The sequence below is a fragment of the Kitasatospora sp. NPDC057518 genome, from assembly GCF_042802075.1.
In the GTDB taxonomy this organism is placed as follows: Bacteria; Actinomycetota; Actinomycetes; order Streptomycetales; family Streptomycetaceae; genus Kitasatospora.
On sequence record NZ_JBHVEU010000003.1, the window covers coordinates 34,844 to 59,601 of the forward strand.

Annotated in this window: 20 protein-coding genes and 1 riboswitch; of the genes, 9 read left to right on the forward strand and 11 right to left on the reverse strand. The window is 73.9% G+C overall.

Annotated features, from left to right (window positions below; all coding sequences use genetic code 11):
• Nucleotides 1–44: 44 nt before the first annotated feature.
• Nucleotides 45–674 (reverse strand): GTP cyclohydrolase II, encoded by a 630-nt coding sequence (gene ribA, locus ACFU7Z_RS00540; protein ID WP_049659023.1) that lies wholly within the window; start codon nt 672–674, stop codon nt 45–47.
• A gap of 331 nt (nt 675–1,005) precedes the next feature.
• On the opposite strand from ribA, the gene gdhA reads away from it, so the two are divergent.
• The 3 genes from gdhA to ACFU7Z_RS00555 all read left to right on the forward strand — a co-directional run bounded on the left by gdhA (nt 1,006) and on the right by ACFU7Z_RS00555 (nt 4,437).
• Nucleotides 1,006–2,400, forward strand: coding sequence for an NADP-specific glutamate dehydrogenase (gene gdhA, locus ACFU7Z_RS00545; protein ID WP_380775068.1), 1,395 nt, complete (start codon nt 1,006–1,008; stop codon nt 2,398–2,400).
• A gap of 157 nt (nt 2,401–2,557) precedes the next feature.
• On the forward strand, nt 2,558–3,433 hold the full coding sequence (locus ACFU7Z_RS00550; RefSeq protein WP_074004346.1) for an AraC family transcriptional regulator: 876 nt from the start codon (nt 2,558–2,560) through the stop codon (nt 3,431–3,433).
• Between the two features lie 239 nt (nt 3,434–3,672).
• Nucleotides 3,673–4,437, forward strand: a complete 765-nt coding sequence (locus ACFU7Z_RS00555; RefSeq protein WP_074004347.1) for a VOC family protein — start codon at nt 3,673–3,675, stop codon at nt 4,435–4,437.
• Here the strand turns inward: ACFU7Z_RS00555 and lnt are convergent.
• The 3 genes from lnt to ACFU7Z_RS00570 form a co-directional block, all read right to left on the reverse strand.
• Nucleotides 4,413–6,011, reverse strand: a complete 1,599-nt coding sequence (lnt, locus tag ACFU7Z_RS00560) for an apolipoprotein N-acyltransferase (RefSeq protein WP_380775070.1) — start codon at nt 6,009–6,011, stop codon at nt 4,413–4,415. The two genes, ACFU7Z_RS00555 and lnt, sit on opposite strands and share 25 nt — an antisense overlap.
• Nucleotides 6,012–6,218: 207 nt before the next feature.
• On the reverse strand, nt 6,219–9,842 hold the full coding sequence (gene cobN, locus ACFU7Z_RS00565) for a cobaltochelatase subunit CobN (RefSeq protein ID WP_380775072.1): 3,624 nt from the start codon (nt 9,840–9,842) through the stop codon (nt 6,219–6,221).
• Nucleotides 9,839–10,099, reverse strand: coding sequence for a hypothetical protein (locus tag ACFU7Z_RS00570; protein WP_147409322.1), 261 nt, complete (start codon nt 10,097–10,099; stop codon nt 9,839–9,841). The genes cobN and ACFU7Z_RS00570 overlap by 4 nt, the downstream gene beginning before the upstream one ends.
• 47 nt (nt 10,100–10,146) lie before the next feature.
• A riboswitch (cobalamin riboswitch) is annotated at nt 10,147–10,232 on the reverse strand.
• Nucleotides 10,233–10,446: 214 nt separating this feature from the next.
• Here ACFU7Z_RS00570 and ACFU7Z_RS00575 point away from each other — a divergent pair.
• Genes ACFU7Z_RS00575 through ACFU7Z_RS00585 form a run of 3 tightly spaced genes read left to right on the forward strand, consistent with a single transcriptional unit; the run spans nt 10,447 to nt 13,933 of the window.
• The gene (locus ACFU7Z_RS00575; RefSeq protein WP_380775074.1) at nt 10,447–11,796 is read left to right on the forward strand and encodes a cobalamin biosynthesis protein CobG; all 1,350 of its coding nucleotides are present in this window, start codon (nt 10,447–10,449) and stop codon (nt 11,794–11,796) included.
• Entirely contained in the window at nt 11,793–12,419 is a 627-nt protein-coding gene (locus ACFU7Z_RS00580) for a precorrin-8X methylmutase (protein WP_049649824.1), read from the forward strand. Before ACFU7Z_RS00575 ends, ACFU7Z_RS00580 begins: the two co-directional genes overlap by 4 nt.
• Nucleotides 12,416–13,933, forward strand: coding sequence for a precorrin-2 C(20)-methyltransferase (locus ACFU7Z_RS00585; RefSeq protein ID WP_380775076.1), 1,518 nt, complete (start codon nt 12,416–12,418; stop codon nt 13,931–13,933). Before ACFU7Z_RS00580 ends, ACFU7Z_RS00585 begins: the two co-directional genes overlap by 4 nt.
• Nucleotides 13,934–14,030: 97 nt before the next feature.
• On the opposite strand, the gene ACFU7Z_RS00590 is transcribed toward ACFU7Z_RS00585, so the two are convergent.
• On the reverse strand, nt 14,031–15,770 hold the full coding sequence (locus ACFU7Z_RS00590; protein WP_380775078.1) for a TIGR03767 family metallophosphoesterase: 1,740 nt from the start codon (nt 15,768–15,770) through the stop codon (nt 14,031–14,033).
• A 335-nt stretch (nt 15,771–16,105) separates the two neighbouring features.
• Between ACFU7Z_RS00590 and ACFU7Z_RS00595 the strand changes: the two genes are divergently transcribed.
• Entirely contained in the window at nt 16,106–17,326 is a 1,221-nt protein-coding gene (locus tag ACFU7Z_RS00595; protein ID WP_380775080.1) for a cobalt-precorrin-5B (C(1))-methyltransferase, read from the forward strand.
• Nucleotides 17,327–17,473: 147 nt separating this feature from the next.
• Nucleotides 17,474–19,003, forward strand: a complete 1,530-nt coding sequence (locus tag ACFU7Z_RS00600; RefSeq protein WP_049649821.1) for a UDP-N-acetylglucosamine 1-carboxyvinyltransferase — start codon at nt 17,474–17,476, stop codon at nt 19,001–19,003.
• A gap of 25 nt (nt 19,004–19,028) precedes the next feature.
• Here the strand turns inward: ACFU7Z_RS00600 and ACFU7Z_RS00605 are convergent, their stop codons facing one another.
• From ACFU7Z_RS00605 to ACFU7Z_RS00630, 6 genes are all read right to left on the reverse strand, one after another.
• The gene (locus tag ACFU7Z_RS00605; protein WP_380775081.1) at nt 19,029–19,535 is read right to left on the reverse strand and encodes a protein phosphatase; all 507 of its coding nucleotides are present in this window, start codon (nt 19,533–19,535) and stop codon (nt 19,029–19,031) included.
• A gap of 44 nt (nt 19,536–19,579) precedes the next feature.
• Complete coding sequence (locus ACFU7Z_RS00610) at nt 19,580–20,083, reverse strand: DinB family protein (RefSeq protein WP_380775083.1); 504 nt, start codon at nt 20,081–20,083, stop codon at nt 19,580–19,582.
• 51 nt (nt 20,084–20,134) lie between these two features.
• Entirely contained in the window at nt 20,135–20,872 is a 738-nt protein-coding gene (locus ACFU7Z_RS00615; protein WP_380775093.1) for a cobalt-precorrin-6A reductase, read from the reverse strand.
• Nucleotides 20,872–21,633 carry a precorrin-4 C(11)-methyltransferase gene (gene cobM / locus ACFU7Z_RS00620; RefSeq protein ID WP_074004354.1) on the reverse strand — a complete coding sequence of 254 codons (762 nt, stop codon included), beginning with the start codon at nt 21,631–21,633 and terminating at the stop codon, nt 20,872–20,874. Before cobM ends, ACFU7Z_RS00615 begins: the two co-directional genes overlap by 1 nt.
• On the reverse strand, nt 21,630–22,931 hold the full coding sequence (cbiE, locus tag ACFU7Z_RS00625; protein WP_380775085.1) for a precorrin-6y C5,15-methyltransferase (decarboxylating) subunit CbiE: 1,302 nt from the start codon (nt 22,929–22,931) through the stop codon (nt 21,630–21,632). Before cbiE ends, cobM begins: the two co-directional genes overlap by 4 nt.
• A 61-nt stretch (nt 22,932–22,992) precedes the next feature.
• The gene (locus ACFU7Z_RS00630; protein WP_380775087.1) at nt 22,993–23,436 is read right to left on the reverse strand and encodes a gamma-glutamylcyclotransferase family protein; all 444 of its coding nucleotides are present in this window, start codon (nt 23,434–23,436) and stop codon (nt 22,993–22,995) included.
• Between the two features lie 132 nt (nt 23,437–23,568).
• Between ACFU7Z_RS00630 and ACFU7Z_RS00635 the strand changes: the two genes are divergently transcribed.
• Complete coding sequence (locus ACFU7Z_RS00635) at nt 23,569–24,693, forward strand: EamA family transporter (RefSeq protein WP_380775089.1); 1,125 nt, start codon at nt 23,569–23,571, stop codon at nt 24,691–24,693.
• Nucleotides 24,694–24,758: the final 65 nt, after the last annotated feature.

Sequence of the window (24,758 nt, forward strand, 5' to 3'; positions counted from 1 at the left end):
AAATCTGTCAGCTGTCATCTGTCACCAGCCGCCCGTGCGGCAGTTCAGCCGACCAGCCGGGACAGCTCGATCGAGTGCCCCGTCCGCTCCACCTTCGCCCGCAGGTAGCGGACGTTGCTGGCCGACAGGTGCACCCCCGTCGGCACCCGGTGCCGCACGACGATCCCCAGGTCGGCCAGCTGCGCCGCCTTGTCCGGGTTGTTGCTCAGCAGGTCGATGCCCGTGGCGTCGAGCGCGGCGAGCATCTGGGCGGCCGCGGTGTAGTCGCGGCCGTCCTCGGGCAGGCCGAGCGCGGTGTTGGCGTCGTACGTGTCCAGGCCGGAGTCCTGGAGGGCGTAGGCGTCCAGTTTGTTGTAGAGCCCGATGCCGCGGCCCTCCTGCCGCAGGTAGAGCAGGTACCCGCCGGCCTCGCTGATCCGCTCCACCGACTCGCGCAGCTGCGGCCCGCAGTCGCAGCGGTCCGAGCCGAAGACGTCGCCGGTCAGGCACTCGGAGTGCAGTCGCACCAGGGGCGTGCCGCCCTCGGGGACCGTGCCGAGCGCGAGCGCCAGGTGCTCGGCGCCGTCGGTGAGGCCGTGGAAGGTGGAGACCTCCGCGTCGGCGCGGTAGCCGTCGGGGAAGGTCAGCGGGATGCGCACACGCGAGCGCACCGTGGCGGCGCCGGGCTGCGGCATGGGTGGGCCTCCGTGGATCGGGGGTGGGCCGGGCCGGTTCGGCGCGGACCGGGGTGGACGCGGTCGGACCCGGACGGGTCGTGGTGCGTCGGAGGTCGACCGTACTAGGTAGTTCCAATTTGAACAACTAGCGGCCGCCGGGGCCCGGCTCGACCACCGGGGCGCACAACACCCCATCAGCCCCGGCTGTTCCCACCAGGGCTTCCAGCATGTGGATGGTGCGGGACCCGCGGTGTGGACACTGCGAGACTGGCGCCGTTTCCTGGGCACGTCCCTCAGGCCCGTCGGGACACTGCGCACGCCCATCGACGACCACGGAAGGGTCCTGAAGATGCCGACGACCCCTGCCACCCCCCACACCTCCGCTCCCGGCTCCTTCGAAGCCGAGCAGCGCGCGATAGAGGCGCTCTACGCGGACGTGGTCCGCCGCAACCGGGGCGAGGACGAGTTCCACCAGGCCGTCCACGAGGTGCTGGAGACCCTGGCGCCGGTGCTCGCCCACCGCCCCGAACTCCTCGACGCCCGGATCATCGAGCGGATCTGCGAGCCCGAGCGGCAGCTCATGTTCCGGGTGCCGTGGACGGACGACTCCGGTGACATCCACGTCAACCGCGGCTTCCGGGTGGAGTTCAGCAGCGCCCTCGGCCCGTACAAGGGCGGGCTGCGCTTCCACCCCTCGGTGAACCTCGGGATCGTCAAGTTCCTCGGTTTCGAGCAGATCTTCAAGAACGCGCTCACCGGCCTGCCCATCGGCGGCGGCAAGGGCGGCTCCGACTTCGACCCCAAGGGCCGTTCGGACGCCGAGATCATGCGGTTCTGTCAGTCCTTCATGACCGAGCTGTACCGCCACCTCGGCGAGTACACGGACGTGCCGGCCGGGGACATCGGCGTCGGCGGCCGGGAGATCGGCTACCTCTTCGGCCAGTACAAGCGGATCACCAACCGGTACGAGAGCGGCGTGCTCACCGGGAAGGGCCTCGGCTGGGGCGGTGCGCAGGTCCGTACCGAGGCCACCGGCTACGGCTGCGTCATGTTCACCTCCGAGATGCTGCACAGCCGCGGCGAGAGCCTGGACGGGCGCCGGGTGGTCGTCTCCGGCTCCGGCAACGTCGCCGTCTACGCCATCGAGAAGGCGCAGCAGCTCGGCGCGACCGTGCTCACCTGCTCCGACTCCTCCGGCTACGTGGTGGACGAGAAGGGCATCGACCTCGACCTGCTCAAGGAGGTCAAGGAGGTCCGGCGCGGCCGGGTCTCCGACTACGCCCGACTGCGCGGCGGCCACGTCCGGTTCGTCGAGGGCCCGGGCGTGTGGGGCGTGCCCTGTGACGTCGCGCTGCCCTGTGCCACCCAGAACGAGCTGGCCGAGGCCGACGCGCTGGCGCTGGTGCGCAACGGGGTGCTGGCCGTCGCCGAGGGTGCGAACATGCCCACCACCCCGGAGGCGGTGCGGGTGTTCCAGGAGGCCGGGGTGGCCTTCGGTCCGGGCAAGGCGGCGAACGCGGGCGGCGTCGCGACCAGCGCCCTGGAGATGCAGCAGAACGCCTCGCGCGACTCCTGGACCTTCGAGCACACCGAGGAGCGGCTGGCCGGGATCATGAAGCACGTCCACGACTCCTGCTTCACCACCGCCGAGCGCTACGGCCACCCGGGCAACTACGTGGTCGGCGCGAACATCGCCGGCTTCGAGCTGGTCGCGGACGCGATGCTGGCCCAGGGCCTGATCTGAGCCGCTGACGGCCGTCGCCTGGCGATCGGTCAGGCACCAGGCACCAGGCACCCGGCGATCGGAGCCCGGCGCCCGACCGGAGCGGGCACCGATTGTCGGGTGCGGCAGGGTGGGTCCTTCCTACGGTGAAGGTCAGCAAGGGAAGGACGGGGTTGGCGTGCTGGAGCACCTGAACCGGGCGATGGACCGGATCGAACACGACCTGGACCGCGAGGTCGACGTGGCCGCGCTGGCGCGGATCGCGATGACGTCGGAGTACCACTTCCGGCGGTTGTTCTCGATGCTCGCCGGGATGCCGCTGTCGGAGTACGTCCGGCGTCGGCGGCTCACCGTCGCCGGGGCCGAAGTCCTGGACGGCGAGCGGACGTTGCTCGACATCGCGGTCCGGTACGGGTACTCCTCGGGGGAGGCGTTCGCCCGGGCGTTCCGGGCCATGCACGGAGTCGGGCCGGGCGAGGCCCGGCGCGACGGCGCGGTGCTCGTCTCCCAGCCCCGGATGTCCTTCCGACTCATCGTGGAGGGAAGCAGCAGTATGGAATACCGGATCGTCGAGAAGCCGGACTTCCGGATCGTCGGCAGGAAGGCCCGGGTCACCCTGATCTACCTGGGGATCAACCCGGGGATCGCCGAGTTCATCAAGGGACTCGGCAAGGAGACGGTCGAACGGATCGCGGAGCTGTCCGGGGACGACCCGGCCGGGATCCTGTCGGTGAGCGACGACTTCTCGCCGAACCGCGAGGAGGGGTCCGAACTCGACTACTGGCACGCGGTGGTGGCGCGCGAGGGGGTCGCCGTCCCGGCGGACCTGGACGTGCTCGACGTCCCGGCCGGCACCTGGGCGGTGTTCACCAACACCGGGCCGTTCCCGCAGGCCCTGCAGGAGATGTGGGCGGACGTGGCCGGCCAGTGGTTCCCGTCCAACCCGTACGAGGCCCGGCCGGGTCCGGAGATCCTGCGGGTCAGCCCGGTTCCGGGCACGGCCGATGCCGAGGCGGAGCTGTGGATCCCGGTGGCGAGGGCCGTGCGCGGCTGACGGGCGAAGGCTGACAGCCGACAGCTAACGGATAACAGCGAACAGATAACAGATGACAGCTGACAGATTTCGAAATCTGTCAGCTGTCATCTGTCATGTGTTCGCCCGCCCGTCTCGCCGCCCGTTCGGCCCACCCCGCCCGCCAAGCTCCGCCCCGCCCCGCATGCTGGGCCTGGAGGTGCGGGGGCCGAGGCGCCGAAAACCCGGGAGTTCCCGAGCAAGCTGCGAGGACAGACGCCATGAAGCAGACCTCCGTGACCACCAACGCCCCCTGCTGGACCGAGTTGGGCACCTCCGATCCGGCCGCCGCCCGGGCCTTCTACACCGAGCTCTTCGGCTGGCAGGCGGACGACACGGCCCGCCCCGGGGAGGGCGACTACACCCAGATGCTGGTCCGGGGCGTCCCGGCCGCCGCCATCACTCCGCGCTACGCCCCGCAGCAGCCGATCGCCTGGACGGTCTGCATCGCGGTCGCCGACGCCGACGCCACCGCCGCGAGGATCAAGGAGTGCGGCGGTCTGATCCGGAAGGACCCCGGCGACGTCTTCGGCTTCGGCCGGTTCTCGGTGGCCGCCGACCCGTCCGGCGCGGTGTTCATCCTCTGGCAGGCCCGCGCCTTCCGGGGCGCCGGGGTGTTCAACGAGCCCGGCGCGCTCGGCTGGGTGGAACTGCTCACCCGCGACCCGTCCGGCGCGCTCGCCTTCTACCCGGAGGTCTTCGGCTGGTCCGTCGCCCCGTCCGAGCACTACCCCCAGTGGGGCCTGGACGGACGGGACTTCGGCGGCATGCTGACGATGGACGACTGCTTCCCGCCCGAGGCGCCGCCGCACTGGCTGCCGTACTTCGCGGCCGCCGACGTGGACGGCACCGTCGGCCGGGCGGTGGCGCTCGGCGGGGACGTGCTGACGCCCGCCACCGGCATGCCGGGCGGCCGGCGGATCGCCGTGCTGCGCGACCCCCAGGGCGCCGCGTTCGGCGTCTACACCGCCGGCACCGAGGGCTGACCGGCACGCCGGAGGGCGCGCGAGCGCCGCCACCCGGCGACGCCCGCGCCCGCCGCCCCCGCCGTGACCAGCAGCGCCCCGAGCGGCACCACGTCGCCGATCCGGTCGTACCAGGTCAGCGTCCCGGGTGCGGTGAGCGGCAGTCGGACGGTCAGCACGCCGGTGCCGTCGGTGCCGAGCCGGGCGAGCTCCCGGCCCTGGGCGTCGAAGGCGGCCGAGACCCCGGTCAGCGAGGCCTGGACGGCCGGCCGGCCGGTCTCGGCGGCCCGGATCGCGGCCAGCGAGACGTGCTGCTCGGGCGCCCAGGTGCGCTGGAAGGTCGAGGTCGAGGACTGGTAGACCAGCACCCGGGCGCCGTCCCGGGCGGCGGTGCGGGCCATGTCGGGGAAGGCCGACTCGAAGCAGATCAGCGCCCCGACCGGCAGCGGCGCGCCCGCCCGGTCGGTGGCGGGCAGGACGTGGAAGGACGTGCCGGGCGCCCGGTTCTCGCCTGCGGCCCGGCTGACCCCGGCGATCCAGCCGAGCACCGGCCGCAGCGGGATGTACTCGCCGAACGGCACCAGCCGGATCTTGCGGTAGCGGTCCACCACGCCGGCGGGGGAGACCAGCACCGCGTCCTTGGAGATCCGCCCGTCCGCCTTGCGCGCGTCCTCCCCGGCGACGACCTCGGCGCCGGTGGTCGCGGCGAGCCAGCGCAGGGTGTCCAGCGCGGCCGGGTCGCGGTCCAGGTCGGCGGTGGTACTGCTCTCGCCCCACACGACCAGGTCCACCGGCTGTCCGACCAGTCCGGCCGTGATCCGCGCGCTCGCCTCGAAGCGGGCCTGGGGGTCCTCGACGATGCCGGGCTGGACCAGTGCCACGGTCACGGCCCCGTCCGTGGCAGGTGCCTCGCGCAGCGCGAACAGCAGCGGACCGGAGGCCAGGACCAGCACGACGGTCCCGGCCGCGACGGCCCGCGGCCGCCGGTGCACCGCGGTCAGCGCGATCAGCGCCCCGGTGTTCACCGCCGCCACCGCCGCGCTGACCAGCCAGATCCCGCCGGCCGAGGCCAGCCCGAGGACCGCCGGGTGCTGCCACTGGGTGGCGCCGAGCAGCGCCCACGGCCCGCCGAGCGCGGGCCAGGACCGCGCGTACTCGGTCGTCACCCAGACGGCCGGTACGACCAGCAGTGCGAGCAGGGCCCGACGGGCGGTCAGCCGGGGGTGCAGCAGCCGGTGCACGGTGTACCCGACGGCGCTCTGGAGCGCCCCGAACAGCACCGCGATCACCGGCAGCCCCGGCCCGACGGACGGGACCAGCCAGTACATCGCGGTCAGGATGAACCCCGCGCCGAACCACCAGCCGCGCACCGCCGCCTCCCGGCCCGACGGCGCCCGCTGCATCAGCAGCAGTCCGGGGACGAGCGCGACCCAGGCCAGCCAGGCCTGCCCGGGCGCGGGGAAGGCGAGCACCGGAACCGCGCCGGCCGCCAGCGCACCGGTCCGCGCGCGGTACCGGTGCGGCGCGTGCGGCTCCCGTTCCTCGACGGCGGTCGTGCGCAGGGTCGGGATGGCGGGAGCGGAGCGACGCGACATGACCCGTATTGTCCGCTTGACGGGCGTACACCACCAGTACGCCATTCAGCCGAACGGGTGACAAGAGCCCCATGTTCGGAACCAGTGGTCCCGGCCGTACCGGTGGCCTTGCCAGAACGGGCGATCGGAGGGGTGGCCCCAAGGAAGCGCGGCCCCGAGGAGGAGCGGCCCCGAGGGGGCCCGCCCCTCCGATCACCGTGCGCGGCCCTACTCCTCGCCGCCCTCCAGGCCCCCCTCGGTCTCCAGGAACGCGGCCTGCAACTGCTCGATCAGCTCCGGGTCCGGCTGCTCCCACAGCCCGCGGCTCGCCGCCTCCAGCAGCCGCTCGCTGATCCCGTGCAGCGCCCACGGGTTGGCGCCCGCGAGGAACTCCCGGTTGACCGGGTCGAGGACGTACTCCTGGGTCAGCTTCTCGTACATCCAGTCCGCGACCACGCCCGTGGTGGCGTCGTAGCCGAACAGGTAGTCCACCGTCGCGGCCATCTCGAAGGCGCCCTTGTAGCCGTGGCGGCGCATCGCCTCGATCCAGCGCGGGTTGACCACCCGGGCGCGGAAGACCCGGGCGGCCTCCTCGGTCAGGGTGCGGGTGCGGACCGTCTCCGGCCGGGTCGAGTCGCCGATGTAGGCGGTCGGCGCCTTGCCGGTGAGGGCCCGTACGGTGGCCACCATGCCGCCGTGGTACTGGAAGTAGTCGTCCGAGTCGGCGATGTCGTGCTCGCGGGTGTCGGTGTTCTTCGCGGCGACGGTGATCCGCTTGTACGCGGTCTCCATCTCCTCGCGGGCCGGGCGGCCGTCCAGCCCGCGGCCGTACGCGTAGCCGCCCCAGACCGTGTACACCTCGGCCAGGTCGGCGTCGGTGCGCCAGTCCCGGCTGTCGATCAGCTGGAGCAGGCCCGCGCCGTAGGTGCCCGGGCGGGAGCCGAAGACGCGGACGGTGGCCTTGCGCTCGTCGCCGTGCACGGCGAGGTCGGCCTGGACGTGGGCGCGCACGTAGTTCGACTCCGGGGCCTCCTCCTGGGCGGCGGCCAGGCGCACCGCGTCGTCCAGCAGGGCGACCACGTGCGGGAAGGCGTCCCGGAAGAAGCCGGAGATGCGCAGCGTGACGTCGATGCGCGGGCGGCCCAGCTCGTCCAGCGGGATCGGCTCCAGGCCGGTGACCCGGCGCGAGGCGTCGTCCCAGACCGGGCGGACGCCGAGCAGGGCGAAGGCCTCGGCGATGTCGTCGCCGGCGGTGCGCATCGCGCTGGTGCCCCAGAGCGAGAGCCCGACCGAGGGCGGGTACGCGCCGTCGTTGTCCGAGCGGTAGCGCTCGACCAGGGAGGAGGCGAGCGCCTGGCCGGTCTCCCAGGCGAGCTTGCTGGGGACGGCCTTCGGGTCGACGGAGTAGAAGTTGCGGCCGGTGGGCAGCACGTTGACCAGGCCGCGCAGCGGCGAGCCGGACGGGCCGGCCGGGACGAAGCCGCCCTGGAGCGCGTGCAGCACGGCGTCCAGCTCGTCGGTGGTGGCCGCGAGCCGCGGCACCACCTGGGCGGCGGCGAAGTCCAGCACCGCGCGGACGGCCTCCTGGACGGCCTCCGGCAGTTCGGCGGTCACCTTCTCGACCGCCTCGGGCGCCCAGTCCTCCGCCTCCATCGCCTCGACCAGGGCGCGGGCCCGGGCCTCGGCCGCGTCGGTGGCGCCCAGGGTCAGCGCCGCCTCGTCCAGGCCGAGCGCCTCGCGCAGGCCGGGCAGGGCGCTGACGCCGCCCCAGATCTGCCGGGCGCGCAGGATGGCGAGCACGATGTTGACCCGGTCGGTGCCGGTCGGCGCCTGGCCGAGGACGTGCAGACCGTCGCGGATCTGGGCGTCCTTGACCTCGCAGAGCCAGCCGTCGACGTGCAGCAGGAAGTCGTCGAAGCCGTCGTCCTCGGGGCGCTCGTCCAGGCCGAGGTCGTGGTCGAGCCGGGCGGCCTGGATCAGGGTCCAGATCTGGGCGCGGATCGCCGGCAGCTTGGCCGGGTCCATCGCGGCGATGTTGGAGTGCTCGTCCAGCAGCTGCTCCAGGCGCGCGATGTCGCCGTAGGAGTCGGCGCGGGCCATCGGCGGGACGAGGTGGTCGACGAGCGTGGCGTGGGCGCGGCGCTTGGCCTGGGTGCCCTCGCCCGGGTCGTTGACCAGGAAGGGGTAGACCAGCGGCAGGTCGCCGATGACGGCGTCCGGGCCGCACTCCGCGGACAGCGCGGCGGTCTTGCCCGGCAGCCACTCCAGGTTGCCGTGCTTGCCGAGGTGGATCACCGCGTGGGCGCCGAAACCGCCGTCCTCCTGGGCGGCCTGGATCCAGCGGTAGGCGGCCAGGTAGTGGTGGCTCGGCGGCAGGTCGGGGTCGTGGTAGATGGCGACCGGGTTCTCGCCGAAGCCGCGCGGCGGCTGGATCAGCACGAGCAGGTTCCCGGAGCGGATCGCGGCCAGCACGATGTCGCCGTCCGGGTTCTGCGAGCGGTCGACGTACAGCTCGCCGGGGGCCGGGCCCCAGTGCTCCTCGACCTGTTCGCGCAGGCCCTGCGGGAGGGTGGCGTACCAGCGGCGGTAGTCGGCGGCGGGGATGCGGACCGGGTTGCGGGCCAGCTGCTCCTCGGTGAGCCAGTCCTGGTCGTAGCCGCCGGCCGCGATCAGGGCGTGGATCAGCGGGTCGCCCTCGTGGCCGCCCTCGCCGTCGTCGAACGCGGGGAGGTCGTCCCCGAGGTCCATGCCCTCCGCGCGCAGCCGCTCCAGCAGCCGCACCGCGCTGGCCGGGGTGTCCAGGCCGACGGCGTTGCCGACCCGGGCGTGCTTGGTCGGGTACGCGGACAGCACCAGGGCGAGGCGGCGCTCGGCGGCCGGGACGTGCCGCAGCCGGGCGTGCTTGACGGCGGTGCCGGCGACGCGGGCGGCGCGCTCCGGGTCGGCGGCGTAGACGGTCAGGCCGTCCTCGTCCAGCTCCTTGAAGGAGAACGGGACGGTGATCAGGCGGCCGTCGAACTCCGGGACGGCGATCTGGGTGGCGGTGTCCAGCGGGGACAGGCCGTCGTCGCTGGCCTCCCACTGGGCGCGCGACCAGGTGAGGCAGAGCGCCTGGAGGATCGGGCGGTCGAGCGCGGCCAGCGCGCCCGCGTCCCAGGCCTCCTCGTCCCCGCCGGCCTGGGCGTCGGCCGGGCGGGTGCCGCCGGCGGCGAGCACGGTGGTGACGATCGCGTCCGCCTCGCCGAGCGCGGCCAGCAGTTCGGGCTCGGCGCCGCGCAGCGAGGCGCAGTAGTAGGCCCTGGCCCGGGCGCCCTGGTCCTCGACGGCCCGGCAGAGCGTCTCCACGAAGGCGGTGTTGCCGCTCATGTGGTGGGCGCGGTAGTAGAGCACCGCCACCGTCGGGCCCTCGGACGTACGGGCCTCGCGCTCCAGCGGGCCCCAGGCCGGGGCGGAGGCGGGCGGGGCGAAGCCGTGGCCGGTCAGCAGCACGGTGTCGGAGAGGAAGGCGCCCAGCTCGGCCAGGTTGGCGGCGCCGCCGTGGGCCAGGTAGGCGTGCGCTTCGGCGGCGATGCCGGCCGGGACGGTGGACAGCTCCATCAGCTGGGCGTCGGGGGCCTGCTCGCCCGTCAGCACCACCACCGGGCGGGGGCCGGCCAGCAGCGCGTCCAGGCCCTCCTGCCAGGCGCGGCGCCCGCCGAGCAGGCGGACCACGACGAGCTCGGTGCCCTCCAGCAGCGCGGGCAGGTCCTCGGGGGTGAGCCGGGCCGGGTTGCCGAGGCGGTAGCGCACCGGTCCCTCGGAGGCGCGGGCGCTGAGCAGGTCGGTGTCGGACGTCGACAGCAGCAGGATCATGTGAAGGCCCTCCCGGCCTCGTCGGTGGCCGGGGTGGCCGGGATCTGGGCCGGGGCGGCCGCTGGGGTGGCACGGACGGCCGCGCGGTCGACCGGGGTGGTCGCGGCGCGGGCCGGGGCGGTCGCACGGTCGACCGGGGTGGTCGTGGCGGCGGCCGGAACGGGCATGACGGCGGTCGGGACAGCCGCGGTGGCGGTCGGGACGGCCGTGGTGGCGGCCGGGGACGCGGGCGCGGGCATGCGACAGCGCTGGAACATTTCTGCCTTCCTCGGGGTCCGCGCCCCGGGCCGGTGGAGGACGGCAGGAGTTCCTGGCTCCCGCGGCCGACCGGTCTACCGGTGAACCGCGGTCACAGTGGCGGGACCGCACCGGGTTCGCACCGGTTTCCTCCCCTGCGCCGTCGCTGGCGTGCGGACGGTCCGTGAGGGACCGCCCGCCAGCATCGTACGGGGTGCGGCTGACCTGGGGGAGGGTGAGCTTTCGGACGTCCGGCCGACGGGGCTCGGATGTCCGGCGGACGGGGGCTCGGGGTGTCCGGCAGGTGCGGCGGGGGCGGGGCCGGGGTGTGATGCAGCGGACGGAGGCAAGCGATCGGATCATCTGTATGCTCGCCGCCATGCCACCGACACCCGACGCCACCGCGCCGGGCGCCGCAGGACCCGACCGGGAGGTGCCCGACCGGGGGCGTGCGGACGCCTGTCCCGGAGCACTTCGTCTGCATACGGCCGACGACGGCGCCCTCGCCCGGATCCGCCTGCCCGGCGGTCTGCTGACGGACCGTCAGGCCATCGCGCTGGCCGAGGCCGCCGAGGCCCTCGGCGACGGCGAGTTGGAGACCACCTCGCGCGGCAACGTCCAGCTGCGCGGCCTGGCCCCGCACTGCGCGGCCGAGCTCGCCGACCGGCTGCGCGCCGCCGGGCTGCTGCCCTCGGACACCCACGAGCGGGTCCGCAACATCGTCGCCTCGCCGACGGCCGGACTGGACACCGCCGCCGAGGGAGCCGTCGGCAACGCCGATGTGCAGTCCTGGGTACGGGAGTTGGACGCGCGGCTGTGCGCCGCCGACTGGGCGGCCGGGCTGTCCGGCAAGTTCCTGTTCGCACTGGACGACGGGCGGGGCGACGTCGCCGCGCTCGACGCCGATGTGACATTGGTCGCAGGCCCGGACGGCACGCGGTTGCTGCGCCTCGGACGCGACGGACGCGGACACCCGGTCGAGGCCGGGCGGGAGGTCACGGCCGTGCTGGACGCGGCCCGCTCCTTCCTGGCGGCGCTGCGGACGCACGGGCGCAAGGCCTGGCACCTGCGCGAGGTCCCCGAACTGCTGCCGGCCGGCACGGTGCCGCTGCCCGCCTTCGCCGGCAGCGCGCCCGCCGTCGGCGCGCTGCGCGGCGGGCTCTCGGTGGGGCTGCGGTTCGGCCGGGCGAGCGCCGGGCAGTGGCGGACGCTGGTCGCCGCCTCGGCCGGTGAGCTGCGGCTGACCCCCTGGCGCGGGGCGGTGCTGCCCGGCGCCCCGGCCGACCGGCTGCCCGGGCTCGCCGCGGCCGGCTTCCGCACCGAGCCCGGTTCGGCCTGGGAGCGGGCCACCGCCTGCACCGGGCTGCCGGGCTGCGCCAAGTCGCTGGCCGACGTCCGTACGGACGCGGCCCGGGCGCTGGACTCCGGTGCCGCCGTGAGGGCTGGTGCCACGGTGAGGGCCGGTGCCGACCCCGATGGTCTGCTGCCCGTCCACTGGTCGGGCTGTGAACGGCGCTGCGGCCATCCGGCCGGGCGGTGGGTGGACGTGCTCGCCACGGGGCGCGGCTACCGGGTGACGGTGAACGGGGCGAACGCCGACGTGCCGGGGCCCGATGCGGCGAAGGCCCATGAGATGAACGCCGTTGTGACGAACGCCGTTGTGACGAACGAGGAGATGGCCGAGGCGGTCGCCGAGGCCAGGAGGACCACGAAGTGATCGAGTACGAGAAGGACGGCGCGTCCATCTACCGCCAGTCCTTTGCCACCATCCGCGCGGAGGCCGATCTGGCCGCCCTCCCGGCGGACGTCTCCCAGGTCGCGGTGCGGATGATCCACGCCTGCGGGATGGTCGACCTGGTCGAGGACCTGGTGTACTCGCCCGGTGTGGTCGCCTCCGCGCGCGCCGCGCTGCACGCGGGTGCGCCCATCCTCTGCGACGTCAACATGGTCGCGAGCGGCGTCACCCGTCGGCGGCTGCCGGCCGACAACGAGGTGATCTGCACCCTCACCGACCCCTCGGTGCCCGAACTCGCCCGCACGATGGGCAACACCCGCAGCGCCGCGGCCATGGAGCTGTGGCTGCCCCGGCTGGAGGGCGCGGTGGTCGCCGTCGGCAACGCCCCGACCTCGCTGTTCCGGCTGCTGGAGATGATCGAGGCGGGCGCACCGCGACCGGCCGCGGTGATCGGTGTCCCGGTCGGCTTCATCGGCGCCGCCGAGTCCAAGCAGGCCCTGGCCGAGCACCCGTCCGGCCTGGAGCACCTGGTGGTGCGCGGTCGGCGCGGCGGCAGTGCGATGGCCGCCGCCGCCATCAACGCGATTGCGAGCGAAGAAGAGTGACGGACCGTCAGAGCACCACGGGTCGACTGTACGGCGTCGGGCTCGGCCCGGGCGACCCGTCGCTGGTGACCGTCCGCGCCGCCGAACTCATCGGCAAGGCCGACGTGGTGGCCTACCACAGCGCCCGGCACGGCCGGTCCATCGCGCGGTCGATCGCCGAACGGTATCTGACGGACGGTCAGATCGAGGAGAAGCTGGTCTACCCGCTCACCGTCGAGACCACCGACCATCCGGGCGGCTACCGCGGCGCGTTGGACGACTTCTACGAGGAGGCCGCCGCCCGGCTGGCCGCCCACCTGGACGCCGGGCGCGACGTGGTCGTCCTCGCCGAGGGCGACCCGCTCTTCTACGGCTCCTACCAGCACATGCACAAGCGGCTCGCGCACCGCTACCCGACCGAGGTGGTGCCGGGCGTGACCTCGCTCAGCGCGGCCGCGGCCCGGCTCGGGCAGCCGCTGACCGAGGCCGAGGAGACGCTCACCGTCATCCCCGGCACGCTGCCCGAGGAGGAGCTGACGGCGCGGATCGCGGCTGCCGACTCGGCCGTGATCATGAAGCTGGGGCGCACCTTCCCGACCGTCCGCCGGGCCCTGGAGCGGGCCGGGCGGCTGGCGGACGCGCAGTACGTGGAGCGGGCCTTCATGGCGGGGGAGCGGATCGCGCCGCTCGCCGAGGTCGACGGCGACACGGTGCCGTACTTCTCGGTCGCGGTGCTGCCGAGCAAGGTCGCGCCGCTGGAGCCGGAGGTCCGGCTGTCGGACGGCGTCGGCAGCGTGACCGTGGTCGGCACCGGGCCGGCCGGGCCGCTCTGGCTGACCGCCGAGGCGCGCGGCGCGCTCTCCGAGGCCACCGACCTGGTCGGCTACACCACCTACCTGGACCGGGTGCCGGAGCGGCCGGGGCAGCGGCGGCACGGCTCGGACAACAAGGTGGAGTCGGAGCGCGCCGAGTTCGCCCTGGAGCTCGCCCGGCGCGGGCACCGCGTCGCGGTGGTCTCCTCGGGTGACCCGGGGGTGTTCGCGATGGCCACCGCCGTGCTGGAGGTCGCCTGCGAGGAGGCCTACCGGGACGTCCCGGTGCGGGTGCTCCCCGGGATGACCGCCGCCCACGCGGCCGCCTCCCGGGCCGGCGCCCCGCTCGGGCACGACTACGCGACGGTGTCGCTCTCGGACCGGCTCAAGCCGTGGGACGTGGTGGCGAAGCGGCTGCGGGCCGCGGCCGAGGCGGACCTGGTGCTCGCCCTGTACAACCCGGGCTCGAAGTCCCGGACCACCCAGGTCGGGCTCGCCCGGGACCTGCTGCTGGAGTACCGGGCGCCGGAGACCCCGGTGGTGATGGCCCGCGACGTCGGCGGCCCGACCGAGCGGGTGCGGATCGTCCGACTGGGCGAGCTGGACCCGGGGCTGGTCGACATGCGGACCATCCTGCTGATCGGCTCCTCGCAGACCCGGGCGGTCGAGCGGGGCGGCGGCGTGGAGGTCGTCTGGACGCCGCGGCGGTACCCGGAGGAGTGACAGGTGACAGATGACAGCGAACAGATTTCATCATCTGTTCGCTGTCATCTGTTCTCTGTTCGCTGGTATCCGTTCCCTGTTCTCCGGCTGCCGACCGCTACCGGGTCGGCTTGGTGAGCAGCAGCTCCGTGTTGTGGTCCCCGCCCGCGCCCAGCAGCGCCGCCGGGCGGCCGTTCGGGTCGTTGTACGACAGCTCGCGGTAGAGCGCCGCGAGGTTGGCGTCCGAGGTGCCGCCGAAGTCCGTCCCGTACGGCGCGGAGGACTCGATCAGCGTGGTGAACAGCGAGAGCGTGCCGTCCCCGTTGTCCGCGATCTCGATGATCCGCCCGTGCTGCGGGTAGTCGATGTGCGAGGCGGTGTTGATCTCCCAGAACGCCCGCTCCGGCACCGCGTGGCCGTGCGGCGTGATCTTGTTCATGTGGGTGTGCCCGTTCACCCACGCGACCACGTTCGGGTAGCGCTGGAGCAGCGCCACCAGCTCGTTGCCGTCGTGCCGTCCCTCGAAGATGTTGCGCGGGTCCGGCAGCAGGTTGCCCATCGTGCCGCTGGTGTGGTGGCTGAAGAGCAGGATCAGCTCGTCCGTGCTCCCGCCGGTCACCTTGCGCCCGTCGGCGTCGTACCAGTGCCCGCTGTGCGCCTGCAACTGCTGCTCCAGCCAGCGCAGTTGCGCGGTGCCCAGCGAACCGTCGGCGAACCCGGCCTGGTTGGTGGTGTCCAGGCTGATGCCGACCACCTTCTCCGAGATGCGGAAGGTGTAGTAGAGCTTGCCGCTGTTCGCCATGTCCGAGGTGAAGCCGTGCCCGTACGGGCCGGCGCCGGTGACCGCCGGGTTCAGGTGGGCCTTGGCGAACTCCTTGAGCGTGAACGGCCGGCGGCGCTCGTCCGGGGTGACCTTGCGGACCAGGTCGCCACTGGCGATCAGCTTCGCCAGCAGCAGCACGGCGCCCGCCGGGTCGCGGCGCAGCGAGTCCGTCAGCTGGGCGGCCGTGGCGTCGTCGCAGCCCTCCAGCTTGTACTGGCCGGTGTACAGGTCGTTCAGCAGCCCGAGGTCCGGCAGCGAGCCCTCGATGCTGTCGTCGTGGTTGCCGACCGTGGTGTACCAGGGCGTGCGCAGGCCCGGCGCGTCGAAGGGGCGGCCGGCGGCGGACAGGAAGCCGGCTATCTGCGGGAAGCCCTTCGCCTTGTAGCCGTCGTTGTAGGAGAGTTCGGGGTTCCAGTAGGCGGCGTTGCCGGAGTTCTGCACGCCCTCGTAGCGGCTGAGGTCACCGGTGTTCTGGGCCAGCCGTCCACCGCCCATGACCTTGAGGTACCAGTCGAGTTCGGCGAGCTCGTGGTTGTCGGTGTTGTCGCCGGTGGCCATCACCATGCTGAACGGCATCCCGGTGTAGGGGCCGCCGGCGAGCGAGTTGACCCGCTCGACGAGGGCCGAGACACCGCGGGCGTTCAGGGCCTCCTGCGGCCGGTACGCGCTGCCGTTGAGCTTGGCCAGGTACTCGAAGCGCACCGGGGACTCGGTGTCCACCAGGTGCAGGTCGCTGAACTGGACGAAGCTGGCCAGCCCGGTCCGGCGGTCGTCCCGCCCGGTGGTCGCCGACGCCAGGTCGCCGCGCACCATCAGCGGCCAGCCCGGCCCGGCCGTCAGCCGCTTGTAGCCGCCGGTGCCGACCGGCGTGGCCACCTGCTCCAGCGTGGTCCCGGTGACCCTGACCGCCCGCGCGGCCGTCGTCGCCAGGGCCTGGTCGCGCGCCGCGGCCGAGGCGAACTGCGCGCCGCCCAACGACAAGGCCGACCAGGCGGCGGCCACCGACGTACCGGTGAGGAACGTACGCCGACTCATCCCTGCCACAAAAACCCCCACATGCTGGTGGCCCGGCGGGGCAGTCGACCCCGGCCGGGCCCACGTCTGTCATGAACCCGCTTCTGGCGGACCGCCAGATTACTCACTGGTAGCCGCGGCGGGCGAGGCCCGTGCGGAGAACTCTTCGGGAACGCGGGACGGCGCGACCCTCCGCAACTCGTGCACGAGGGGTTCCACCGAGCGGGGCGAGGCGCGGCCGCCGCCACCCCGGTCGGGCCCCACCAGGGCCGGTGGGGGAAAATCGGCGACGGCGTCCGGTGCGGCCGCCGGAGCGGAGCAAGGACGGCGCGGGCGCCGTCGGAAACGGGGCGCAGGTGGCCGCAGCGGGATCCGAGGCGGGAGCCGGGGTCGGCGCCGGAGCGGGCGGCCGGGCCGGCCAGCTGAAGAGCAGCGGCCTGCGGCCCGGCTGGACGACGGGCGCCTGCGCCACCGCCGCCACCAGGGCCGCGTACACCGCGCTGCTCACCGGCGAGTTCCCGGACCCGGTGGTCATCACCCTCCCCAAGGGGCAGCAGCCCGCCTTCGCCCTCGCGGCCGAGCAGCTGACCGTCGCCGAGCAGCCGACCGGTACTGAGGAGCCGACCGCAGCCGAGCAGCCGACCGGCCCCGGCGGGCGCACCGCCGCCATGGCCGGGGTGGTCAAGGACGCGGGCGACGACCCCGACGTCACCCACGGCGCGCTGATCCGCTCGACCGTACGGTCCGGCGAGCCCGGTACCGGGGTGGTGTTCCGGGCCGGCCCCGGGGTGGGGACGGTCACCAAGGCCGGCCTGCCGCTGCCCGTCGGCGAACCCGCGATCAACCCGGTGCCCCGGCAGATGATCCGGGACGCCGTCGCCGAGGTGGCCGCCGCGCACGGCGGCAGCGGGGACGTGGTGGTCGAGATCGCGGTCGACCACGGCGAGGAGATCGCCCGCTCCACCTGGAACCCCCGGCTCGGCATCCTCGGCGGCCTGTCCATCCTCGGTACGACCGGGGTGGTCGTCCCCTACTCCTGCTCGGCCTGGATCGACTCGATCCGCCGCGGCGTGGACGTGGCCCGCGCGGCGGGGCGCACCCACGTGGCCGGCTGCACCGGCTCGACCTCGGAGAAGGTCGCGGTCGCGGAGCACGGGCTGCCCGAGGACGCGCTGCTGGACATGGGCGACTTCGCCGGTGCGGTGCTCAAGTACCTCAAGCGCCACCCGGTGCCCCGGCTGACCATCGCGGGCGGCTTCGCCAAGCTGTCCAAGCTCGCGGTCGGCCACCTCGACCTGCACTCGGCGCGCTCCCAGGTGGACAAGGGCTACCTGGCCGGACTGGCCCGCCGGGGCGGCGCGGACGAGGCGCTGGCCGAGGCGGTCGCGGGCGCCAACACCGCGCTGGAGGCCGTGCAGTTGTGCCGTGCGGCCGGGGTGCCGCTCGGGGACCTGGTCGCCGAGGCGGCCCGGGCGACGGCGCTCAGCGTGCTGGTGGGCTCGCCGGTCGCGGTGGACGTCATCTGCATCGACCGCGCGGGCACCGTCGTCGGCCGGGCGGAGCCGCTCGGGCCGTGACAATGTCACGGGTGTCACGACGGCGCGACAACATCGCCCGGTGACGTGAAGAACTGACGCCCAAACAGGGCAAGAATCGGACAAATGGAGCAGTAGGGCGGCCCCCCGGTTCTGTCGCCATCTCAACCATGAGATATCGTCTGGCGAGTGACAGGCGACTACCTCACCCGTATCGGCACCCTCATCCGTACCGCGCGCCAGCACCGCGGCTGGTCCCAGGCGCAGCTCGGCGAAGCCCTCGGAACCAGCCAGAGCGCGGTCAACCGCATCGAACAGGGCAAGCAGAACGTCAGCCTTGAGATGATCGCCCGCATCGGCGAAGCCCTCGACAGCGAGATCGTCTCCCTCGGCTACTCCGGCCCGATGCACCTGCGCGTCGCCGGCGGCACCCGGCTCTCCGGCGCGATCGACGTCCGCAGCAGCAAGAACGCCTGCGTGGCGATCCTCTGCGCCTCGCTGCTGACCACCGGCCGCACCACGATCCGCAGCGTCGCCCGGATCGAAGAGGTCTACCGCATCCTCGAGGTGCTCACCAGCATCGGCGTCAAGAGCCGCTGGATCAACGAGGGCCGCGACCTCGAACTCACCCCGCCCGCCGAGCTCGACCTCGCGGCGATGGACGTCGAGGCGGCCCGCCGCACCCGCAGCGTGCTGATGTTCCTCGGCCCGCTGATGCACCGCGCCCAGCGCTTCGCCATCCCGTACGCCGGCGGCTGCGACCTCGGCACCCGCACCGTGCAGCCGCACCTGACCGCGCTGCGCCGCTTCGGCCTGGAGGTCGCCACCACCGGCGGCGCCTACCACGCCTCGGTCGAGCCGGGCACCCCGCAGGACCGCCCGATCGTCCTGACCGAGCGCGGGGACACCGTCACCGAGAACGCCCTGCTGGCCGCCGCCCGGCACGACGGCGTCAGCGTCATCCGCAACGCCTCGCCCAACTACATGGTCCAGGACCTCTGCTTCTTCCTGGAGAAGCTGGGCGTGCGGATCGAGGGCATCGGCACCACCACCCTCACCGTGCACGGCGTCCCGGAGATCACCTGCGACGTCGACTACACCCCAGCCGAGGACCCGGTGGAGGCGATGAGCCTGCTGGCCGCCGCCGTCGTCACCTCCTCCGAGCTGACCATCCGCCGGGTGCCGATCGAGTTCCTGGAGATCGAGCTCGCGGTGCTGGAGGGCATGGGCCTCGACTACGACCGCACCCCCGAGTACCGGGCCCACAACGGTCAGACCCGACTGGTCGACCTCACCGTGCGCCCCTCCAAGCTCACCGCGCCGATCGACACCATCCACCCGATGCCGTTCCCCGGCATCAACATCGACAACGTGCCGTTCTTCGCCGCCATCGCCGCGGCCGCGCACGGCACCACGATGATCCACGACTGGGTGTACGACAACCGCGCGATCTACCTGACCGAGCTGACCCGCCTCGGCGCCGACGTCAAGCTCCTCGACCCGCACCGCGTACTGGTCCAGGGCCCCACCCGCTGGCGCGCCGCCGAGATGATGTGCCCGCCGGCCCTGCGCCCCGCCGTGGTCATCCTGCTCGCCATGCTCGCCGCCCAGGGCACCTCCGTCCTGCGCAACGTCTACGTCATCAACCGCGGCTACGAGGACCTCGCCGAGCGCCTCAACTCCATCGGCGCCCGGATCGAGACCTTCCGCGACATCTGACCGACCGTCACACCGCTGGCCGGCCTCACCCGTTGAGCCCGGCCAGCAGCACGGAAACCTCCAACCCGGTGTTCAGGTACTCCACGAACACCGGGTTGTCCAGTGCCCAGGGCGAGCGCCGTTCCCGGACCAGTCGAACCGCCTCGCCGCACTCGTGGCCGAGGCCGATCAGGGCCTGTGCCACCACCAGGCCCGAGCGGTTGTACCCGGAGTGGCAGCGCACCAGCGTCCGACGGCCCCGGCGGATGGCGGCCGCGGTGAGCTCGGCCGCCTCCTCGACGGCGAGCAGCTGACCGGGGGCGAGCGGGGCGTCGGGCATCTCCCGGACGACGTGCTCCACCCCCGGTGCCGGGCCGTGCCCGGGGCGCGTGAACAGGCTGACCACCAGGTCGAACTCGGTCCGTACGATGGCGGGTTCCAGCTCGCCGCCGGGCGGGGTGAAGTAGTGCCCGCCCATCCAGAGCCCGGGAACGATCTCGTTCCAGGGCTCGGACGGCCCGGGCGTCCCACGTTCCTTCTGGCGGGTCCGCACTGCCTGCTCCCTCTCGGCCGGTCCGGCTGGAGAATCCGCTCGTGCTACTCGCCGGTGGTGCCGTCGAGGTGTTCGCGGAGGAGGTCGGCGTGGCCGTTGTGGCGGGCGTACTCCTCGATCATGTGGGTGAGGATCCAGCGCAGCGAGAAGACCTCCTCGCCGTAGTGGCCCAGGACGTCCAACGACTCCGCGGCGGCCACGAGTTCCCTGGCGTGGTCGCACTCGCGGCGCCAGATCGCGAAGGCCTCGTCGGGGTCGGCGGTCTCGGCGTCGAACTCGGCGAAGGAGCCGTCGGGGTGCGCCCAGAAGCCGCGCGCGTCCTCCTTGTCGAGGACGTTGCGGAACCAGCTGCGCTCCACCTCGGCGAGGTGGCGGACCAGCCCGAGCAGGGAGAGCCCGGACGGCTCCAGCACGCGGGCGCGGAGCTGCTCCGTGGTGAGGCCCTCGCACTTCATCGCGAGGGTGTCGCGCTGGTAGTCCAGGAAGCCTGCCAGTGTGGCGCGTTCGTCGGCGGTGCGGGGGGTCTGCCTACGCTGATCATCGGTCATCGGGCCATCCTGCCCGCCATCCGACGGGCCCGCCGCCCAATTTCCCCGCTCCTAGCCCAGGTGCTCCAGCCAGCGCAGTGCGCCCGGGACGTCGGATGCGACGGGGACGCCTTCGGGTACGGGCGGGCGCTCCACGATGATGACGGGCAGGCCCAGTCCGCGGGCGGCGGTCAGTTTGGGGGCGGTCGCGGCGCCGCCGCTGTCCTTGGTGACCAGGACGTCGATGTCGTGCCTGCGCAGCAGCGCCTCCTCGCCCTCGATCGTGAACGGGCCGCGGTCCAGCAGGACTTCGAACGAGGGCGGCAGCGGGGGCTCGGGCGGGTCCACCGAGCGGGCGAGGAAGTGGACGCCGTCGAGGTGGGCGAAGGCGGCGACGCCCTGCCGGCCGATGGTGAGGAAGACCCGTTCCCCGCGCCGGGGCAGCAGTTCGGCGGCCGCGGCGAGCGAGGGGGCGGGGAGCCAGTGGTCCCCGTCGACGCGGGTGAAGCCGGGGCGGCGCAGCACCAGCAGGGGGACGCCGGTGGCGGCGGCCGCGAGGGCGGCGTTGTGCGAGATGCCGGCGGCGAACGGGTGGGTGGCGTCCACCACCGCGTCCACGCGTTCCGTGCGCAGCCAGTCGGCCAGGCCCTCCGGTCCGCCGAAGCCGCCGATCCGCACCTCCCCGGCGGGCAGCCGGGGTCGGGCGACCCGGCCGGCCAGCGAGCTGGTGATCCGGAGGGCGGTGGGGGCGAGTTCGGCGGCCAGCGTCCGCCCCTCGGTGGTCCCGCCGAGGACCAGGACGTGTCGCATCACGCCCCGCAGGGCTCGTGCGGGCGCTCGCGGTCCGCCGAGTAGAGGTGGCTGTCGCGGAACTGCTCGGCGGCCAGGGTGCGGCCGACGATGATGACGGCGGTGCGGACCACGCCCGCGGCCTTGACCTGCTCGGCGATGTCGCCGACGGTGCCGCGCAGCACCAGCTCGTCGGGGCGGCTGGCCATCGCGACGACGGCGACCGGGCAGTCGGCGCCGTAGTGCGGGAGCAGCTGCTCGACCACGTCGTCCACGTACCCGGCGGCCAGGTGCAGCACCAGCAGGGCGCCGCTGCGGCCGAGGGTGGCGAGGTCCTCGCCCTCGGGCATCGGGGTGGCGCGCTTGGCGATCCGGGTAAGGATGACGGTCTGGCCGACGGTCGGGACGGTCAGCTCCCGCTTCAGCGCGGCCGCGGCGGCGGCGAAGGCGGGCACGCCGGGGACCACCTCGTAGGGCACGCCGGCCGCGTCCAGCCGGCGCATCTGCTCGGCGACGGCGGAGAAGACGGACGGGTCGCCGGAGTGCAGCCGGGCCACGTCCTGGCCGGCCTCGTGCGCGGCGACCAGCTCGGCGGTGATCTGGTCCAGGTTGAGCTGCGCGGTGTCGATCAGCCGGGCGCCGGGCGGGCACTCGTCCAGCAGTTCGCGCGGGACGAGGCTGCCCGCGTACAGGCAGACCTCGGCGCGGGCCAGGATGCGCTGGCCGCGCAGGGTGATCAGGTCGGCGGCGCCCGGGCCGGCTCCGATGAAGTGGACGGTCACGAGGCGTTCTCCTGAAGGGGGTTGTCGGACGTGCGGGCTTCGGCGGCGCGGGCTTCGGTGGTGCGGTCCTCGGCGGCATGGGCGTCGGGCTTGACGGCGGACCACTGGGTGACCGGCATGGCCTGCCGCCAGCCGGTGAAGCCGCCCACGGGGACGGCGTGGGCGACGGCGAGTTTGACGAGCTCCCCGCCGTGGCGCCGGTACCACTCGGTGAGCAGCGCCTCGGACTCCAGCGTCACGGTGTTGGCGACGATCCGGCCGCCGGGGCGCAGCGCGGCCCAGCAACTCTCCAGCAGGCCGGGCGCGGTGAGGCCGCCGCCGATGAACACGGCGTCGGGGGCGGGGAGTCCGGCGAGCGCGGCGGGGGCGGGTCCGGTCGCCACCCGGAGCCGGGGCACGCCGAGCGCGGCGGCGTTGCGGGCGATCCGCTCGGCCCGCACCGGGTCGCGTTCGACGCTGACGGCCCGGCAGTCGCGGTGGGCGCGCAGCCACTCGATGGCGATCGAGCCGGAGCCGCCGCCGACGTCCCAGAGCAGTTCGCCGGGGGAGGGGGCGAGCGTGGCGAGGGTCGCGGCGCGCACGTGGCGCTTGGTGAGCTGGCCGTCGCTCTCGTACGCGGTGTCGGGCAGACCGGGGACGAGGGAGGTGCGGGGGCCGTCGCCGAGGTCGACGGCGATGACGTTCAGCGGGTCGCCGGGCGGGTGCGGCCAGCCGTCGGCGGGGCCGTCCAGGTGGCGTTCGGCCGGGGCGCCGAGCTGTTCGAGGACCCGCAGGCGGGCGGTGCCATAGCCGCGGGCGGTGAGCAGTCCGGCGACGGCGGCCGGGGTGGCGGAGTCGGCGCTGAGCACCAGCAGGCGGCGGCCGGGGTGGAGGGCGAGCGAGAGGGTGTCCAGCGGTCGGCCGACCAGGCTGACGACCTCGGTGGCCTCCAGCGGCCAGCCGAGCCGGGCGCAGGCGTAGGAGACGGAGGAGGGGTGCGGCAGGACGCGCAGGCGCTCGGCGCCGACGGTCTCGGCGAGGGTGCGGCCGATGCCGTAGAACATCGGGTCGCCGCTGGCCAGGACGGCGGTGCGGCGGCCGGCGTGGGCGGCGAGCAGCCCGGGGACGGCGGGGCGCAGCGGGGACGGCCAGGGGACGCGCTCGGCGGCGACCTCGTCGCGGGGGAGCAGGTCCAGCTGGCGGGGGCCGCCGACGACGACCTCGGCCTCCCGCAGCACGGCCCGGGAGCCGACGGCGAGGCCGGGCCAGCCGTCGGCCCCGATCCCGACGACGGTGATCGGGGGTGGCAGCTCGGGCACCGGGTGGCTCCTCGTCGTTCGAATGGGCCAATGAGTGGGAAATCTGACTGGCCGGGGCAGCCTACCTGGCGGTCTGTCCCCCACCCGCTCCCCAGTCCCCCGACTCGATCAGCGCCGGCCGCTCCCGCAAGCGCGCCTCGGCCCTCGGCCCGGCGAGGTAGACCCAGGCCGCCCGCGGCTCGCCCGGCGCGGTCCGCACCGTCATCCGCCGCCGGACGTACAGCCCGGTCCCGTCGGCCCGGCACTCCTCCAGCCGGTCCAGGGCCTCCAGGGCTCCGGCGTACGCGCCAGGGCGTACGGTGACGAGCTCACCCACGATCCGACGCCCGGGCGCCGGGTCCGGCACCGCGTACGGGAAGCCGGGGCCCTCGTGCAGTGCGGCGCCCTCCAGCACGGCCGGGCGGACGTCGGCGCAGCGCCCGGCCAGGTGGACGGCATGATTGCGGCCGCCGCTGCGCAGGGTGCCGTACACGAAGAACGGCAGGGCCTCCTCGGATGCGGACACGGGTTCGACCTCCTCGCTGGGGAGCGTTCACGGTACGTCCCGCGGTCCGGTTCCTGATACCGACTGGCGCACCGGGCCGTCCATGCGCTGTCATGTCGGATGTTCGGCCAGTACCGTCCAAGGGGGACACACATGACATCGCCCGCTTCACCCTCCCAACCGGCCGCGACCCCCGGCTCAGCCCCCGACACCCCCGCCACCACCAAGGCCGGCGCCGAAGCCAGGACCGAAGCCAGGACCGAGGCCGGGGCCAAGGCCGGGGCGAGCCCCGTCCCCCGCCTCGGCGGCGCGGTCTGGCTGGCCCTCCTCGTGGTCTACATCGTCTGGGGATCGACCTACCTGGCGATCCGGGTCGCGGTCGAGACGATGCCCTCCTTCCTCTCCGCCAGCGCCCGCTTCCTCACCGCAGGCCTGCTGCTGGCCGGCTACCTCCTGGTGCGCCAGGGCCCGGCCGGCCTGAAGGTGACCCGGCGCCAGCTGGCCTCCTCCGCCCTGGTCGGGCTGCTGCTGCTGACCGGCGGCAACGGACTGGTGGTCCTGGGCGAGACCTCCGTCCCCTCCGGCCTGGCGGCCCTGCTGGTGGCCGCGGTCCCGCTGTGGATGGTGGTGCTGACGGCGTTCGGCGGCGATCGCCCGAAGCCCGCCGAGCTGGCCGGGGTGCTGCTCGGACTGGTCGGCCTCGGAGTCCTGTCGGCCCCCGCGATCGGCGGGTCGATCGAGCCGGGCGGCGTGATCCTGATCATCGGCGCCACCCTGCTCTGGGCGACCGGCTCCTTCGTGAGCAAGAAGATCCCGATGCCCGGCAACGTGCTCGCCGCGAGTGCCTACCAGATGCTGGCCGGCGGCCTCGGCGACCTGCTGGTCGGAGTGGGCCGCGGCGAGCAGCACGGGGTGGACCTCGGGGCGGTCTCCGGCCGGTCCTGGCTGGCCCTCGCCTACCTGGTGGTGTTCGGCTCGCTGCTCGCCTTCACCGCGTACGCCTGGCTGCTGCGCTCCGCCCCGCTGACCCTGGTGGCCACGTACGCGTACGTGAACCCGGTGGTCGCGGTGCTGCTGGGCTGGCTGATCCTGGCCGAGCCGCTGACCGGCCCGACCCTCGCGGGCGGCGCGATCGTGGTGGCGGGCGTCTGCCTGGTGGTGAGCGTCAGCCGGCGTCCGGGCCGCTCATCGAGCGCCGGGAGCCGAGCCCGTCCGGCGGAAACGGCCGATCCGGTCGATCCGTCCAGGTCGGTGAAGGGGCCGTCCGCCCGTAGCTGAGCACGACGTCCGCACGTTCGAAGACGTCCTCGGTGGTCCGCCCCCGCGCTTCCGGCTCGCGGGGG

Excerpts from the sequence above, each read along its gene's own strand:
- ACFU7Z_RS00590 (WP_380775078.1), bottom strand. The coding sequence starts at position 15,770 with ATGAGTCGGCGTACGTTCCTCACCGGTACGTCGGTGGCCGCCGCCTGG.
- lnt (WP_380775070.1), bottom strand. The coding sequence starts at position 6,011 with ATGTCGCGTCGCTCCGCTCCCGCCATCCCGACCCTGCGCACGACCGCC.
- ACFU7Z_RS00555 (WP_074004347.1), top strand. The coding sequence starts at position 3,673 with ATGAAGCAGACCTCCGTGACCACCAACGCCCCCTGCTGGACCGAGTTG.
- ACFU7Z_RS00610 (WP_380775083.1), bottom strand. The coding sequence starts at position 20,083 with ATGACCGATGATCAGCGTAGGCAGACCCCCCGCACCGCCGACGAACGC.
- ACFU7Z_RS00575 (WP_380775074.1), top strand. The coding sequence starts at position 10,447 with ATGCTCGCCGCCATGCCACCGACACCCGACGCCACCGCGCCGGGCGCC.
- ACFU7Z_RS00570 (WP_147409322.1), bottom strand. The coding sequence starts at position 10,099 with ATGTTCCAGCGCTGTCGCATGCCCGCGCCCGCGTCCCCGGCCGCCACC.
- ACFU7Z_RS00615 (WP_380775093.1), bottom strand. The coding sequence starts at position 20,872 with ATGCGACACGTCCTGGTCCTCGGCGGGACCACCGAGGGGCGGACGCTG.
- cobN (WP_380775072.1), bottom strand. The coding sequence starts at position 9,842 with ATGATCCTGCTGCTGTCGACGTCCGACACCGACCTGCTCAGCGCCCGC.
- gdhA (WP_380775068.1), top strand. The coding sequence starts at position 1,006 with ATGCCGACGACCCCTGCCACCCCCCACACCTCCGCTCCCGGCTCCTTC.
- ribA (WP_049659023.1), bottom strand. The coding sequence starts at position 674 with ATGCCGCAGCCCGGCGCCGCCACGGTGCGCTCGCGTGTGCGCATCCCG.
- ACFU7Z_RS00635 (WP_380775089.1), top strand. The coding sequence starts at position 23,569 with ATGACATCGCCCGCTTCACCCTCCCAACCGGCCGCGACCCCCGGCTCA.